The sequence below is a fragment of the Tenacibaculum sp. HL-MS23 genome (assembly GCF_032463465.1).
GTDB lineage: Bacteria > Bacteroidota > Bacteroidia > Flavobacteriales > Flavobacteriaceae > Polaribacter > Polaribacter bernardetii.
In genome coordinates this window covers 56423-72743 of record NZ_CP135989.1, presented here as the reverse complement: position 1 = coordinate 72743, position 16321 = coordinate 56423, and the positions used below count along the sequence as shown (strand labels likewise).

General features: G+C 30.0%; 11 protein-coding genes. 3 read left to right on the top strand and 8 right to left on the bottom strand.

Annotated features, from left to right (window positions below; translation table 11 throughout):
• Positions 1-6: 6 nt before the first annotated feature.
• Entirely contained in the window at positions 7-1992 is a 1986-nt protein-coding gene (locus RRF68_RS00355; RefSeq protein WP_315944616.1) for a TetM/TetW/TetO/TetS family tetracycline resistance ribosomal protection protein, read from the top strand.
• On the opposite strand, the gene lpxK is transcribed toward RRF68_RS00355, so the two are convergent.
• Positions 1985-3028 carry a tetraacyldisaccharide 4'-kinase gene (gene lpxK, locus RRF68_RS00350; protein WP_315944615.1) on the bottom strand — a complete coding sequence of 348 codons (1044 nt, stop codon included), beginning with the start codon at positions 3026-3028 and terminating at the stop codon, positions 1985-1987. The genes RRF68_RS00355 and lpxK overlap by 8 nt on opposite strands.
• 134 nt (positions 3029-3162) lie before the next feature.
• Between lpxK and RRF68_RS00345 the strand changes: the two genes are divergently transcribed.
• A complete protein-coding gene (locus RRF68_RS00345; protein WP_315944614.1) occupies positions 3163-4257 on the top strand; it encodes a Nif3-like dinuclear metal center hexameric protein in 1095 nt (364 codons plus the stop codon).
• Positions 4258-4260: 3 nt separating this feature from the next.
• Positions 4261-5031 carry a zinc ribbon domain-containing protein gene (locus tag RRF68_RS00340; protein WP_218772997.1) on the top strand — a complete coding sequence of 257 codons (771 nt, stop codon included), beginning with the start codon at positions 4261-4263 and terminating at the stop codon, positions 5029-5031.
• A 78-nt stretch (positions 5032-5109) separates the two neighbouring features.
• Here the strand turns inward: RRF68_RS00340 and RRF68_RS00335 are convergent, their stop codons facing one another.
• The 7 genes from RRF68_RS00335 to RRF68_RS00305 form a co-directional block, all read right to left on the bottom strand.
• The gene (locus RRF68_RS00335) at positions 5110-6075 is read right to left on the bottom strand and encodes a succinylglutamate desuccinylase/aspartoacylase family protein (RefSeq protein ID WP_315944613.1); all 966 of its coding nucleotides are present in this window, start codon (positions 6073-6075) and stop codon (positions 5110-5112) included.
• On the bottom strand, positions 6068-6949 hold the full coding sequence (rimK, locus tag RRF68_RS00330) for a 30S ribosomal protein S6--L-glutamate ligase (protein WP_218773465.1): 882 nt from the start codon (positions 6947-6949) through the stop codon (positions 6068-6070). Before rimK ends, RRF68_RS00335 begins: the two co-directional genes overlap by 8 nt.
• A gap of 252 nt (positions 6950-7201) precedes the next feature.
• Entirely contained in the window at positions 7202-9046 is a 1845-nt protein-coding gene (locus RRF68_RS00325) for a DUF349 domain-containing protein (protein ID WP_315944612.1), read from the bottom strand.
• Positions 9047-9133: 87 nt separating this feature from the next.
• On the bottom strand, positions 9134-9895 hold the full coding sequence (locus tag RRF68_RS00320; RefSeq protein ID WP_218773000.1) for a shikimate dehydrogenase family protein: 762 nt from the start codon (positions 9893-9895) through the stop codon (positions 9134-9136).
• Positions 9876-10883 (bottom strand): DUF368 domain-containing protein, encoded by a 1008-nt coding sequence (locus tag RRF68_RS00315; RefSeq protein WP_315944611.1) that lies wholly within the window; start codon positions 10881-10883, stop codon positions 9876-9878. Before RRF68_RS00315 ends, RRF68_RS00320 begins: the two co-directional genes overlap by 20 nt.
• 33 nt (positions 10884-10916) lie before the next feature.
• On the bottom strand, positions 10917-11840 hold the full coding sequence (locus tag RRF68_RS00310) for a DUF368 domain-containing protein (RefSeq protein WP_315944610.1): 924 nt from the start codon (positions 11838-11840) through the stop codon (positions 10917-10919).
• A 10-nt stretch (positions 11841-11850) separates the two neighbouring features.
• On the bottom strand, positions 11851-16245 hold the full coding sequence (locus RRF68_RS00305; RefSeq protein WP_315944609.1) for a translocation/assembly module TamB domain-containing protein: 4395 nt from the start codon (positions 16243-16245) through the stop codon (positions 11851-11853).
• Positions 16246-16321 lie beyond the last annotated feature (76 nt).

Here is a 16321-nt window from a genome sequence, read left to right as displayed (position 1 = left end):
TAATTAATGAAGTATTCTAACATTCTTAACATAGGTATTCTGGCGCATGTAGATGCCGGAAAAACCACATTAACAGAACACTTATTATATCATGCTGGTGCTATTAGAAAAATAGGAAGTGTAGATAAAGGATCTGCAGTTACCGACAATTTAACTTTAGAAAAAGAACGCGGAATTTCGATTAAAGCTGCTACGACTTCTTTTAATTGGAAAAACACGAAAATTAACTTAATTGACACTCCTGGCCACGTAGATTTTTCTAGTGAGGTTGCAAGAACTCTTTGTGTTGTTGATGCTGTTATTTTAGTAATTTCTGCTGTTGAGGGCGTACAAGCACATACCTTAACAATAGTAGATGCTTTGCATAATTTAAAAATACCTACACTAATTTTTATCAATAAAATAGACAGACCAAGCGCAAACACAGAAGCCGTTTTACGACAAATAAAAAAAGAGCTCCAATATAAAACGGTAGCTATTTCTACGAGTTATGATGAAGGTTTAACTTCTGCGTATATAACCGAGGTTTTTAACAATAATAAAATTAGTAAGGAGCAAAAAGAAGCTATAACTGAAGAACTCATAGAAACTGATGAAAAGCTGTTGACACAATATTTAAACGGAATTCATTTTTCTGATGAAGTCTATTTAAACACAATTGCAAAAAGTACTTCAAACAATATGATAGTTCCTGTTTTTACAGGTATTGCTAAAAACAACATTGGTGTTGAGATTTTATTAAACGGATTGGTAGATTTTATCAAACCAAAAAAGAGAAATATTTCTGAAGAAGTTGCCGCTTACGTATATAAATTAGAGCATAATAAAGTTCATGGCGCAATGGCACATGTAAAAGTTTTTTCAGGTAACTTATCTTCCAAAACAACTATTTACAACCACACACAAGCATTAGAATCTAAAATAAATCAAACAAAAGTATTTCATCATACAAAACATTTAGATACTAATATTACAGCAGGAGACATCGGTATAATTACTGGAGTTTTAGGTACAAAAGCAGGTGATATTTTAGGAAATCCTTCAGAGATTCCAACCTTACCTGAATTAAACATTCCCGTTTTAAGCGTACAAGTAATTGCCTTTAACGATAAAGATTATAATGCCCTTGCTCAAGCATTACAGCTTATCGATAAAGAAGATCCGAGTTTACAATTTAAATGGCATAAACCCGAAAAAGAATTGATTCTTTTATTAATGGGAGATATGCAAATAGAAGTACTCACCCACTTATTACAAGAACGCTTTAATATTGCTGTAAATTTTACAGATCCTCAAATAGTTTATAAAGAAACCATTACTAAAGCTGCCGAAGGTTATATTCGTTATTGGATGCCAAAACCTTGTTGGGCAATTATGACTTTTTTAATTGAACCTGCAGCGTTAAACTCAGGCATCACGTATCAATCAATTGTTTCTAAAAATGATGTTCATAATAAATATCAAAATGAAATAGCAAAAACAATTCCAAAAGCTTTAGAACAAGGTCTTTTAGGCTGGAATGTTACCGATGTAAAAATCACTTTAATTAAAGGAGAAGATCATAATGTGCACTCTAGACCTGGAGATTTTAATTTAGCCACTCCAATGGGAATAATGAAAGGTTTAGAAAATGGCGGAACTCATTTGCTGGAACCTTTATTACGCTTTGAAATAAAAACCAATGAAGAGTTATTAGGTAAATTAATTTCTGAACTTACTCATAGAAGAGCAACTATAAACACACCTACTTTTGAGCAAGATTTGGTAATATTATCGGGTACGATTCCTGTTGCTACGTCTTTAGATCTTAGCATAAAACTAAATAGTATTTGCAGCGGTAGACTTCGTTTAAGAACCGTTTTTCATGAATATGCTGTTTGTCCTGAAGGAGAAGGAAAAACAAAGAAGTTTAAAGGTGTAAATCCGTTAGATGAAGCGCAATGGATTTTACATCGCCGTGGTGCTTACAAGGCCGATGAACGCGTTATTTAATGTTTTTTTTATCTTCTATATGACCAATTACCAACTGCTTAAACTTTTCTTCTTCTGATAAAAAAGTGCTTTTTATAGTTATATAACACATGTTTTTAAGCTTACCTTGTAAACGCATATAATCTTTTTCTGTTGTTAAGATCATCTTATTTTTAGATGGTAAATCATTAAATTCTTTTTCGATTTTTAAAATATCTTGCGCATTAAAATCATAATGATCTGCATATTCTAAATGCTTATAATTGATATTTTCTTTTGATAAAAAACTTAATAACGAGCTAGGCTTTGCAATTCCTGTAACTAACAAAACATCTTTATGCTTTAAATCAGCAATAGTAAGTTCAAACTCTGCTCCTTTTAAGTTTTTATCGTAAGAAATAGTGGTAAAAAACAACTGTTGATTTTTACTAGGATTAATTTTTATTTTGATTTTTTCTTTAGTTACTTCTGATAAATTCTCAGGACACTTCGTAACAATTATTATCGCTGCACGATTTGCCCCTCTTCTACTCTCTCTTAAATTTCCGGTAGGTAAAATAAAATCATCCACGTACAAATCGTCATATTTCGTTAACAAAATATAACTACTACCCTTTATTTTTCTATGCTGATAAGCATCATCTAATAAAACAACTTGCGGCGAAACATCACTTTTTAATAATTGTTGAATTCCGTTTGTTCTATCAGCATCAACAGCTATGGTTACTTCATTTTTAAACTTTTTATAAAACTGTAAAGGCTCATCACCAACATCAGCTGCAGCATGTTTGGAATTTACAATCTGAAAACCTGTTGTTTTACGCTTGTAACCTCTACTTAAAACTGCAACCTTATGTGTATCTTTTAGTAAACGAATTAAATATTCTATTTGTGGCGTTTTTCCTGTTCCACCAACGCTTAAGTTTCCGACTACAATAACAGGAATATCAAAAGAGGTAGATTTTAATACACCTAACTCAAAAAACCAATTACGAATCGTTGTAACAACGTCGTATAAAACAGCAAACGGAAATAATAAAAATCGAAGTAATTTCATTACATCAAAAGTAAAAATTATTTCGTTATTACGAACAAAGTGAAGTAATCTTTCAAGGTTAATTAGATTACTTCGTCATTCTTCCTCGTAATGACAAGTTTTAGTAACTTAGCGGTATCCATTAAATCAAGAAAATGCAAATAAAAGACGTTACTGACCATATTGAAAAACTAGCACCACTTTCGTATGCTGAAGATTTTGACAATGTAGGTTTACTAATTGGAAGTTATAACACAAAAGTAACTGGAGTTTTAGTTACGCTTGACACTTTAGAAGAAACCGTTGATGAGGCTATTGCCAACAACTGCAACTTAATTGTAAGCTTTCACCCGATTGTTTTTAGTGGATTGAAAAAAATAAATGGAAATAATTATGTAGAGCGTGTTGTTTTAAAAGCAATTCAAAACAACATTGCCATTTATGCTACACATACTGCTTTAGATAACGTTAATAATGGAGTTTCAGCTAAAATGTGTGAAGTTTTAGGCTTACAAAACTGTAAAACATTAATTCCTAAAAAAGGAATTATAAAGAAACTTACTACGTATGTTCCGATTGCTGAAGCTGAAAAATTACGCACCAAACTTTTTAATGCCGGAGCAGGAAGTATTGGTAATTATGAAAATTGCTCTTTTAATGTAGAAGGCAAAGGAAGTTATAAAGGCGGAGAAAACTCAAACCCAACCGTTGGCGAAAAAGGTACATTCATGTTTGAAGAAGAAACCTGTATTTCGGTAACTTTTGATAGTTATTTAGAAGGTAAAATATTAAAAGCTTTGTTCGATTTTCATTTGTATGAAGAAGTAGCTTACGAAATTATTACTTTAGAAAACAGTAACCAACATATAGGTATGGGAATGCTTGGTGAATTAGCAAACCCTATGAATGAAAAGGAATTTCTAACTTTTGTTAAGAAAACTTTTAAAACTGATTGCGTTAGACATTCTGATTTATTAGATAAACCAATTAAGAAAGTAGCTGTTTTAGGTGGTTCTGGTAGTTTTGCTATTAGTAATGCCATTAAAGCTAAGGCTGATGCTTATATAAGTGCTGATTTTAAATATCATGAGTTTTTTAAAGCTGAAAAAAAAATATTATTAGCTGATGTTGGACATTATGAAAGTGAGCAGTTTACAAAAAACCTTTTATATGATTATCTTCGTGAAAAATTTAGTACTTTTGCGATTATTTTAAGTGAAAAAAGTACAAATCCAATACACTATATATAACAGATGGCAAAAAAAGAAGTAACGGTAGAAGAAAAGTTAAGAGCGTTATATGATTTACAGTTAATCGATTCTAGAATTGACGAAATCAGAAATGTTCGTGGTGAATTACCTTTAGAAGTTGAAGATTTAGAAGATGAAGTTGCCGGATTAAACACAAGACTTTCTAAGTTAAAAGAAGAAGCTACAAGTATAGATACTGATGTTAGCAATAAAAAATTAGCTATTACAGAATCTAAAGCTTTAATCGAAAAGTATGCAGAACAACAAAAAAATGTTCGTAACAATCGTGAGTTTGATTCTTTAACAAAAGAAGTTGAATTTCAAGAATTAGAAATTGAATTGTCTGAAAAGAGAATTAAAGAATACAAGGTTAAAATAGCTCAGAAGAACGAAGTTATTGAAAAAACTAAAGAGAAATTAAAAAAGCAAGAAAATCATTTAACTCACAAGAAAAATGAATTAGATGCTATTTTAAAAGAAACAGAGAAAGAAGAGCAATTATTAAAAGATAAATCTATAGAATATGCAAAATCTATAGATGACCATTTATTAACTGCCTATAACAGAATTCGTACAAAAGTAAGAAATGGTTTAGCCGTAGTTGCCATTGAACGTGGTGCTGCAGGAGGTTCTTTCTTTACAATACCACCTCAGGTACAGTTAGAAATTGCTAATCGTAAGAAAATTACAATCGATGAGCATAGTGGTCGTATCTTAGTAGATGCTGCTTTAGCGCAAGAAGAAAAAGAAAAAATTGACAACTTATTTGTTTAATATTTTACTTTTAAATATAAAAAAAAGCTCTCGAAAACGAGGGCTTTTTTTTATGCGTAATAATAACAGTTTAATATTTTAACTATCGTGAATTGCTATATGCGCAATCGCATCTCCCTGATTTACGATTGGAGAATGGTTTAAGCAAATAATATAACCCGATACAGATGCTTTTATTTTTCTTTCAAAAAAACCATATGGATCGGTTATCAAACCAATAACGGCTCCTTTTTCTACAGGATCTCCATTACGTAATAATGACCTATACATACCAGAAGCACTAGCTCTTATCCATTTTGAATCGCTAAAAACAACTTGCTCGTCATCTTTATCAAAAGGCTTATATCTGGCTGGAAATTTTTTAACACCTAAATGATCTAAAACATTTAAAATTCCTGTAACCCCAACATGCGTTACTTTATTATTTATATCTAAAGACTTTCCTCCTTCATACAATAATACTTTTTTTCCTATTGCAACAGCCGACGCTCTAAAAGACTTATCACGCTCAGAAGAGTATTTAACAAACTTAGCTCCGAAAATCTTAGCTAAATTAAAAGTATCCGTATCATCTTCAGAAATTCTTACCTGCGGATAATTAAATCTATCATCACCACCTGTATGAAAATCAATACAATAATCCGCATACTCAACCACCTCATTCATAAAGGAATACGCAAAATTACTTGCTAAAGAACCTTTTTTAGTACCAGGAAAACTTCTATTTAAATCTTTACCGTCAGGAAATTCTCTTGTCTTAATGATAAACCCAAATACGTTTACCACAGGAACGCATATAATCATCCCTGCATCTGGCACATTGTATTTATTAGCAACTATTTGTCTAACAATCTCAATTCCATTCACCTCATTACCATGAATACCTGCACTTACTAATACGCAAGGTCCATCTTTTTTGGCTCTACTTACAATAACAGCAACTTCTATTTTTGTTCTTGTATGTAATCGAGCAATATCCATTTTTATTTGATACGACTTACCAGGTAAAATTTTTTCTCCTAGTATGGTAATTTCTTTAGACATTTCTTTCTATATAACGAATAATGTTTTTAGCAATATCTAATTTAGTTGCTTGCTCTATACCTTCTAAACCAGGCGAAGAATTTACTTCCATTATCATTGGTCCTGAATTAGATTGTAGCATATCTACCCCACAAACACTTAAACCTAATTTCTTTGCAGCTTTTAACGCAGCGTTTTCTTCTTCTTCTGTTAATTCAAATAACTCGGCAGTTCCTCCTCTATGTAAATTAGATCTAAACTCACCTTCTTTACCTTGTCTTTTCATTGCTCCAACTACATTTCCATCAACTACAAAAACACGTAAATCTGCTCCTTTAGCTTCTGCTATAAATTCCTGAACAATAACACGTGCTTGCAAACCATTAAAGGCTTCTAATACCGATTCTGCCGCACTTTTTGTTTCTGCCAAAACAACACCTACACCTTGCGTACCTTCTAATAATTTAATAATACAAGGAGCTCCCCCTACTTTATTTATTACGGCACTAACATTTTTAGAGTTATTTGTAAAGGTAGTTTTAGGCATATTTAAACCAGCCTTAGATAGTACTTGCATGCTTTGCAACTTATCTCTAGAACACACCAAAGCTTGAGAGTTTAATGTAGAAAAAACATTCATCATCTCGAATTGGCGAACAACTGCAGTACCATAAAAAGTAATTGATGCTCCAATTCTTGGAATTACTGCATCTATGTTTTCTAAAAGTTTACCTTTATAATATATTTGCGGCTTTTTTTTCTCAATTAACAAATCACATTTTCCATGATCTATCACCAACATCTCATGTCCGCGTGCTTCTCCTGCAGCGACTAATCTTTTTGTTGAATATAACTCTGGATTCCTTGATAATACTGCAATTCTTAATTTTTGCATTTTCATTAAATTATTTAATTTTCAGACAACAAACATAGAGCATTTTATATTTTATATAGTAAAAAAAATAAAAATAAAAAACCTAAATAAATAAGGGTTTAATAATTCATTTACAAAATTCTAATATTCATTGAGTATTTATATTTTCTTAATATAAGAAATTAAATTATTGGTAAAAAATTATCGCTATACTATATAAAAAAACTCGAATCATAAGATTCGAGTTTTATAGTAATTATTAAAAAAGTTAAATTAATAATCTAACTTTTTTACATATGATAATTTAGATTTCCAAATAGCTAATTGGTCTTTAAATTCCTGAATTCCTTTGCGAACATTTAAAACCAAAGGGTTGTCATCTTTAGCATTCGATATAAAACTTAAGTTATTCTCTAACTGCTGCATATCGCGAACAGATTCATCTATTTTTTTACGAATAAAGTACTGCTCGTTATCTAATTTCTTATAATCTTCTTGCAACAAGTAAGTATCAACAACATTTTTAAACTTCATCATTTCGATATCAACTTTACTCATATTTAGGTTTCCTAAATGAGCGTCTATAGCCTTGTTAAATTTCTCATCTAAATGACGAGCGTTTCTTGGCAAAGAACCTAAATTTCTCCAATTAACAATGCTTTCTTTAATAGCTTCTAGCGTTAAATCTTCGGATGTTTTAAGGTTCTCTAAAAATTCTTTTTTAGTTTCTACAACAACTAACTGCTCTTTATTTTGTTCGTCTTTTTGAGCATGTAATCTATCGAAGTAGAAATTACATGCATTTTTAAAACGTTTCCATATATCATCAGAAAACTTTCTTGGCACATGACCAACCTTTTTCCAATCAGACTGAATACGCTTCATTGTATTGGTCGTTTCTTCCCAATCGTCACTATCTTTTATACTTTCAGCAAGCTCTATTAAGGCTATTTTTCTTTTTAAATTCTCATTTTGAGTACTTTTCTCTGCTTTATAAAAAACGTTTTTAGCGCTGTTAAACTTTTTGGTTGCGTTTTTAAATTGTTGCCAAACAGCTTCACTTTTATTATAAGGCAATTTACCTATGTCGAAATATTTTTTTCTTAATTTTTCTAACTCTACAATACTTTTCTGCCAATCGTTATGTGATTTATTCTTAGAAGTATCAAATGCATCTATCTCTGCTATAACTACTAATTTAGCATCAATCATTTCTTGATACTTAGATTTTAACTCTTTAAAATATAAGTGTCGTTTGTCGTGTATTTTTTTGGTAGCTTCACTAAATTTACCCCAAACATCTTCTCTATGTTCTTTTCCTACAGGGCCTATTTCTTCTTTCCACAAACGGTGTAAGTCTTGTAAATCTTTAAATGCAACATTTACATCTGCTACCTCGTTTAATTCTTCTGCTCGCGTAATTAACTTTAATTTCTCTTCTAAATTATGTTTAAAGTCAAGCTCTCTAAAGTCTTTATTTAAGTTTAATAAATCATAAAAACGCTCTACATGATGATGGTAAACCTTCCAAGTATCATTATATTTTGTTTTGGGTACAGGTCCAATCGTTTTCCAGCTTTTTTGAATTTTTTGAAAATCGTTGTACATCGTTTTTGCATCGGCAGTTACAATCAACGTTTTTAACTCATCTATTAAAACATTCCTTTTAATAAGGTTTTCTTTTAATTGATTTTCTAATTGTGAATAATAAGCATCTCGTTTTGTTTTATACTCTCCTAGTAACTTATTGTATTCTGCTTTTACAGGACTTGAGAACTGAAAATCGATTGAATTTCCACCCTCAGCCAGGAAAACTTCTTTTTTCTCTGCTAATAATGCACCAAACTTAGCATTAAATGCATTTTTAAGCGAATCGATATTCGATTTTAACTGCTGTACTTGATAGTTAGCTAATAACTTTTTTAATTCTTCAACCAATGAATCTAACTCCATAGAAGTATATTCTAACATTGGTATTTCGTGCTTTTCATCTGCTTTTTCAGCATCGTTAGCCACTTCATTCTCTACTTCGTTTACTGCATTTTCAGTTTCTGCTTTTACTACAGTATTTTCTTCAGTAATTGGTTGTTGTAATTTTTCTTCGTTATTTTCTAACATATCTACAATGTTTAAGTTCCTAATAATTAATTTTATAAATATACGGATTCTAATAGAATACCAAATTTTATTTTCAAGTAGTTATCGTTAGTTATCATTCCATATTTTCCAAGCTTTTTCTGCTTGCTGCTCTAACATTTCCAATCCGTTTTTTATTACGGAACCATTCTCTTTTCCTTTTCTTAAAAAAGTTGTTTCGGATGGATTATATATTAAATCAAACAATAAATGTTCTTTTGATATAAATTGATAAGGAATATCTGGGCAATCACTAATATTAGGATGTGTTCCTAAAGGTGTACAATTAATTATTAAGTGATGAGATTTAATCATTTTCTTTGTTACATCTTGATATGCAATTTGCCTATTCCCTTGCGGATTTCTTGAAACAAATTTATATTTAATATTTAATTTCTTAAGCACATAAGCAACCGCCATAGACGCACCACCTGTACCTAAAATTAAAGCTTTTTTATGATGATTTTTTAATAACGGTTTTAAAGACTTTTTAAATCCATAAACATCCGTATTAAAACCTTTTAACTTTCCTTTTTTAGATATTTTTATAGTGTTAACTGCGCCTACTTTTTGTGCTTTTCTATCTATTTTATCTAAATAATTAAAAACATCTAACTTATAAGGAATCGTTACATTCATTCCTTTTAATTGTTTTTTATGTGCTTTTATTTTTAAAGGCAGTTCTTTTATTTCTTGAATATCAAAATTTACATACTCATTACTATCAAGCCCTAACTCTTTAAATTTATTTGTAAAATATCCTTTCGAAAATGAATATGAAATGTTTTTACCCACTAAAGCATAAACATTGCTATTTTCTTTTTCTTCCATAAAAATCTATAATTAAAATTAAGGCAATACCAAAAATGATATAGCCTATTGAAATCCACGTTTCTACTATCGAAAAATCTGGCATAAATCGCTCGTAGTTTTCAACAACTCTATTTCCTTGTTGATCTAATAAAAAATCGTCGTTATTTACTTTGTATATTGTTTTTTTCCATGGCCATACAATACCTAAAGATCCGGTAATAAAACCTATAATAACTGCTGTTACTATTTGATTCCACCTTTTTAAAACATAGCCTAATATATGCGACATAGAAACTAACCCAAATGCAGAACCTGCTGTAAAAACACTTATAATTTTTAAATATCTAATTTTTGTTTGATCTTTTAAAACTTCAAAATCTCCCGACAAAATATTTGTAACAACACTTCCTAGAACATTTACACTGTCAACCAATAACAATACATAATTACCTAATAAAATTAGAATAAATGAACCCGAAAGGCCTGGCAATGTCATACCAGAAACACCTATAATTCCGCATATAAAAACAAACCAAAGATTGTCATTTTCTTTTGCAGGTGTCATAAAACTAATAAATACGCCTATTGCCACTCCTATTACTAAAGCTACTAAGTTTTTTGGCCGCCAATCTTTAAAATCTTTTGAAATATAATAAATAGACCCTATAATCATTCCAAAAAACCACGCCCAGACATATAATTCGTAATTTTTTAAAAAATAATCTAAAATTAAAGAAACGCTAAAGTAACTAAACATGCTACCTAACATTACCGAAACTAAAAACTGTAAATTGATATACGCTGCAAAACTTTTAAATCTCCCTTTAAAAAGCAACATAAAGGCCTTGCCATTTATTCTTTGAAAAGAAAAAATAAGCTCTTTATAAAACCCCATTACAAAAGCTACCATACCACCAGAAACTCCCGGTACTTTATTGGCACTTCCCATAATTAACCCTTTAAAAAAAAGGTTTATTTTTTGTAATAGTGTACGTTGTATATACATTCTATGCTATTAGAGCTCTAAGATACTTATTTTCTATTGCTCTTTTACAGCAAGTTTTTCTAGTAGTAAGATTAATACAAAACCGATGATGATTAATATTGATGCATACATTAATTGCGGATTTCCATCATATGCAAAAGGTGAAACTGATAACTCATTAAAAGGCACTTGCTCTCCGTGAGAATTTGTTCTAAATGTTAATGCTTTTTTCCAAGGCCAAATTTTATTTAACGAACCTATTATAAACCCTGTTAAAACAGCTAGTGTATAATTTTTATAATTTGCAAATAAGTATTTTAAAACTCTAGAAAAAGATAACAATCCTATAATTGCTCCTGCACCAATAGCTGCTATCGTTGTAAAATCACGATTATTTACTGCAGCTAATACAGGTTTATAAGCTCCTAAAAGCACTAATATAAACGAACCTGAAATACCTGGCAAAATCATAGCGCAAATTGCTATTGCACCCGCAAAAAACATAAAAAGAGTTGATGAATTTTCGGATATCATCGGATTTAAAGTTGTTATATAATATGCTACAACGGCACCTAGAGCAACCAAAAAAAAGGCTATAATATTCCACTTTGTAATTTGTTTTGCAATATAAATTACACTTGCTAAAACCAATCCGAAGAAAAAAGACCACAATAAAATTGGATGGCTTGTTAATAACCAAGAAATTACTTTTGCTAAAGAAATAACGCTAATAAACATCCCAACAAATAGCGATGCTAAAAAATTACCATTTAATTGTTTCCAAGCAGCTTTTAAACCATCATTTTTTAATGTCTTAAATAGGCCTAAATTAATATTACTTATCGATCTTAACAATTCCTCGTAAATTCCTGAAATAAAAGCAATGGTTCCTCCAGAAACTCCAGGAACAACATCTGCTGCTCCCATGGCAATTCCTTTTAACATGATTACCAAGTAATCTTTTTTGGTTCTGTTCATATAAATATGGTTATTCTTTCTCTTCTTTTGCCTTAAAGCGTATTAATTTTTTCTTTTGGGGTTGTAAACTGTCTTTTTTTACGTTTTTTTTCTTTAAACCTAATTTTTTACCTAAATCTGATAAATTATTAAAGTTTACTTGATATGAAAGACCAATACCTTGTGTATAGCCTTCTTCTTCTGTAGAATATTGCACTTCGTTTTGTCGGTTAAAAACAGTTCCTCTTAAATTACCTTCTTCATTTAATAAAACTTCCACCTTTACCTCACCTACAACACTTGTTTGTGTATTTGCTCCCACCGGAACCCCTACTTTACCATTAACAAGAACACGATCGCTTAATTGCGTTGAGATAGATACATCTACCTGATCATCTGATCGCAAACTATTAACATCACCTCTATCTCCTTGGGTATAACCTAATCCTAATTGAAACTTATTTCCTTTACTATTTAACATATCTGTTAAAATACTTGAGGCTATTTCTGATGCCGTACCTGTTAATCCTGATGCTGCGCTATTACCTATTGTTTCTTCATTATAAAAAGTACCAAAGGCTAACAAAAATGTAAAGTGTTGCATTTTTGTATTTAAATCATTTCCGTTTAAAATAAATTCTAACTCTGATGCTACTGTTGAATTTGCGTTCGGAATTTTAATATCAAACTCTTGCTTTGAACTAAATAAACCTCCTGTTATTTTAGTATATAAATCAATAGGTATTTTTCGATTCGAGTTAATATTATCTAACAATTGTGACGGATTTGCTTTGGTCTTATAAATTGCAGTTAAATCTAACTCTGCATCATAAGGACTTCCGTTCCAAGCAATCGTTCCTCCCTTTTGAACCGTAAAAGGTTTTGTTATTCCGGCATATTTAAAATTATATAATCCTTTATCTATTTCAAAGTCTCCATACATTTTAAATTTACCAAGCGTATTAATATCAATTCTTAAATTTCCTTCTCCACTCCCTTTTAACTCACTTCCCGAAACTTTATCTATCACTACCTGAGCAATAGCATCTTTGGTTACTGCTAGATTTATTTTTAAATCGAGTCCTTTTATATCCTTTATTGTCTTATTTATATTTTCATCTTCGGGCTTACCTGTTTTAAAACGGATTAACCTATAATTATCTATTGTTTTTACGTTGTTTAAAGGAATTACAAACACAGTTCCTTTGTTTGTTTTACCTTCTACAATAATATCTAAATTACTAGTAAGTCCTCTAATTTCTGCACTTCCATCTAAAAATCCTGTACCGTAATAAGAAGACTCCTCAGTTTCTGAGGTATCTAATATTAATAAATTTCGAGTTTTTATATCTAGTTTTAAATACCAATCTTTAAAATTTTGATGCGCAATATATCCTGATAAAGTTCCTTTCGTCTTGTGTTTTGTATCTTCTAATAAGAAATTATTTAGTGTAAACTGCTGCTTATCTAAAGTAATGCTTGTTTTACCTTTAAAGTCGAAATCGATATTTAAATACGGAAAAGTTAAACCAGCATCTTTAAATTTTAATACTCCCTGAAAATCAGGGTTATTTAAAAACCCTTTGGCTGTAAAATCTCCAGTAACTTTTCCTCGTAACTTACTTAAAACTTCTTTTCCTAAAGGACTAAAAGCAGCTAATTCGTATTCTTTTAAAGACACATCCAAATCAATTGTTGATCTCTTTTTTGATAAATCAATCTCCCCTTTTGCCGAAATATTCTTAGCATTTTCACTAACTAAAGAAAGATTTACGTTGTATTTTTCGTAAGAATTGTTTCCAGTAACATCTAGCGCTAAATCACCTTGCGAAAACTCATTTATTTTAAAATTATCTATGGTTAAATTTCCTTTTGGTGCTATTTTATTTCCTTCTTGCTTAAAATCTATAACTCCGCTTAAATCACCATCTAAACGCAAACTATCAACCAAGGGCAAAAAACTCCCTAATTTAACCTTATCAAAAGTAGCTTCTAAATCTTTATATGTACTGTCTCTAACAACTCCCTTAAATTCAATTTTTTGTGCTGCGGATTGAAATACAAATGGACTAATCTTAAAATTATTCTTCTTTAAATCGAACGCTACTTTATGATTTCTATCTTCTTTTTCATTTATAACCCAATCAAATCCTTTGTAATTAAGAGTAGATTTTTGAATTCCCACAACCGATTTTTGCAATTCATTAATGGTATAATAAAAATCTAAATTGAAACTTTCAGAATACTCCTTGCCACCTTTAAAAACAGATTTAAAATACAAAGTATCATTTTCTGTTCTGTTTAAAAGATTCAGTTTTTCTATATTATAATGTTTTGTGTTAATTTTACTTGCCGTTAACTGCGTATTATATAATGGATTTTTATTATCCATTCTTAACACTATATTTTCTATAACATTCTTATAAACATCAACTTCGGGTGAAGTAAAAATTAGTTTTAATGCATTCTTATCTGAATTTATTTTTCCTTTTAACCTTGTGTTTTTACCTATAGATATGTTTGGTAAAAAGATATCTATAATTTGATTATAAATAGTGAAATCGAAATCTAAAAACTGATTTGGTGCTACTTTATTAGGTTGGTAATTTGTATAAACACTTCCTAGAGCATTTTGAGTTATCGGAATTAATTCTTCAAATGAAAACTTACCTTTTAATGCTCCTGTTACAATATCTTCAGAGTTTACCTCTATTGTTTTGATACTGTCTTTTACCGATGAGTTTATTTCGAATATTTTAAAAGGATATTGTTGTTTTTGATTTGTATAAATTAAGTTTTCGAAAGTTGCTTTTCCTACAATATCATCAAAAGTATTTCCTGATATATTTAAATTGATAATACCCTTTAACTCAGAAATACTATCGCGAGTAAATAAATTTATTCTTTTTAGATCTATCTTATCAATATTCGCAATAAAATCAAACTTATTTATTTCTGATGAAAAATCTGCTAATCCTTCAAATCTCAAATTAAAATTATCATCTTTAGAACTTAGCAAACCATCAAATTTCTTGTTCTGAAATTGTCCGTTAACGTTTAAGTTTTTGTAATTATAATCATTAAATTCTAGGCTACTAACTTTACCTATAATAATAGTATTTATATTATTTACATTAAAACCACTTCCATTAACATCTGCCTTTAATGATACTTTTCCTAATACAGCATCATTTGCAAAAACTCCTAAATCTAAATTTTTAAATTCTACTTCACCAATATAAGTAGCGTCTTCAATTTTATCAATATTGGTTAACTGAAGGTCAGAAGTTATCGATCCTATTTCTGAATTTACAGAAAGTGTCGCATCCATTTGTTCGGGCGTAATTCTAATAAGCCCCTTTAATTTAAAGTCGCCTAATCTTTCAAATTCTGGCGGTAAGGATTTACCTAATAAGTTAGGCAATACATTTTTTAATTGAGAATAATTTGCTGTAACATTGTCTAAATCTGCATCAAAAACAAATCCTCTACTTGTTTTAACTGCATTAACAAAACCCATGTCTCCAATAACTTTCATTCCGTTTTTAGAATAAAGTCTAATATTGTTCGCACTAAAGTTATTTAATACACCATTAATATTTCCTTGAAAGTATAAAATATCATTACCGTTTAACTCGTCATATAATTTATTTAAATCTTTAACAGCAAGAGCACTTTTAACAAAATTTGCTTTAATTTTTACTTTATCATTAAAGTTAACAAAATCTTTACGGTCGTAGGTAAATTTTATGTCTCCTTGTATTTTTGAATTATGGATAGTTTCTAATACTGTTTTATCTAAATTCATATACGATCTTGTGTATATAAAATCAGTTGTTAAATTAGATACCTTAATGCCTCTATTTTCTGTAAAACTCATTCCCCTCATATTCAAAGAAATGTCAGGCCCAATAATAGAAAAATCTAATATGTTTCCGTAAGCGTTATAAGCGGCAAATTTAAGTGGATTTCTTTCGTTTTCATCTAGTAGTTGAAACGTTAAGTTCTCTAAAGTAATTTTATTACTTTTTAATACAAAAGGATTAGATAAGCTATCTTTAGGTTTACCATCATCAAAACTGTCGATAAAGATAGACATGTTATCGTCGTCTTCTCCTTTGTATTTTTTCATATTAAAATAAGCACCACTTAAAGAAGCTTCGCCTAAATCAACATTATTCTCTACTATTCGTTTAACATTTTGTAGAGAAGTGCTTAAATTTTCAACAAAAATTAGGGTGTCTTTATGATGGTCTCTAATTTCAATTCCTTTTAGCTGAACACTCCCCAACCATGATAAATCTACCTTCTTAACAACAATATTAGTATTGTACTCTTTGTTAAGCCAGTTCGTTGCTTGTTTCGCTAGTTCGCTTTGAACAATTGGTAGTGATAATAAAATAATAAGCAAGACTAATAAAAGCACAAAGTACTTTAAAAATCTCCACAATATTTCGCCTACTTTTTTAATGAGAATGTTATTTATAAATGACTAACAAATG

Coding starts and splice junctions, on each gene's coding strand:
- RRF68_RS00325 (WP_315944612.1), bottom strand. CDS start 9,046: ATGTTAGAAAATAACGAAGAAAAATTACAACAACCAATTACTGAAGAA.
- RRF68_RS00340 (WP_218772997.1), top strand. CDS start 4,261: ATGGCAAAAAAAGAAGTAACGGTAGAAGAAAAGTTAAGAGCGTTATAT.
- lpxK (WP_315944615.1), bottom strand. CDS start 3,028: ATGAAATTACTTCGATTTTTATTATTTCCGTTTGCTGTTTTATACGAC.
- RRF68_RS00310 (WP_315944610.1), bottom strand. CDS start 11,840: ATGAACAGAACCAAAAAAGATTACTTGGTAATCATGTTAAAAGGAATT.
- RRF68_RS00355 (WP_315944616.1), top strand. CDS start 7: ATGAAGTATTCTAACATTCTTAACATAGGTATTCTGGCGCATGTAGAT.
- RRF68_RS00320 (WP_218773000.1), bottom strand. CDS start 9,895: ATGGAAGAAAAAGAAAATAGCAATGTTTATGCTTTAGTGGGTAAAAAC.
- RRF68_RS00315 (WP_315944611.1), bottom strand. CDS start 10,883: ATGTATATACAACGTACACTATTACAAAAAATAAACCTTTTTTTTAAA.
- rimK (WP_218773465.1), bottom strand. CDS start 6,949: ATGCAAAAATTAAGAATTGCAGTATTATCAAGGAATCCAGAGTTATAT.
- RRF68_RS00335 (WP_315944613.1), bottom strand. CDS start 6,075: ATGTCTAAAGAAATTACCATACTAGGAGAAAAAATTTTACCTGGTAAG.
- RRF68_RS00345 (WP_315944614.1), top strand. CDS start 3,163: ATGCAAATAAAAGACGTTACTGACCATATTGAAAAACTAGCACCACTT.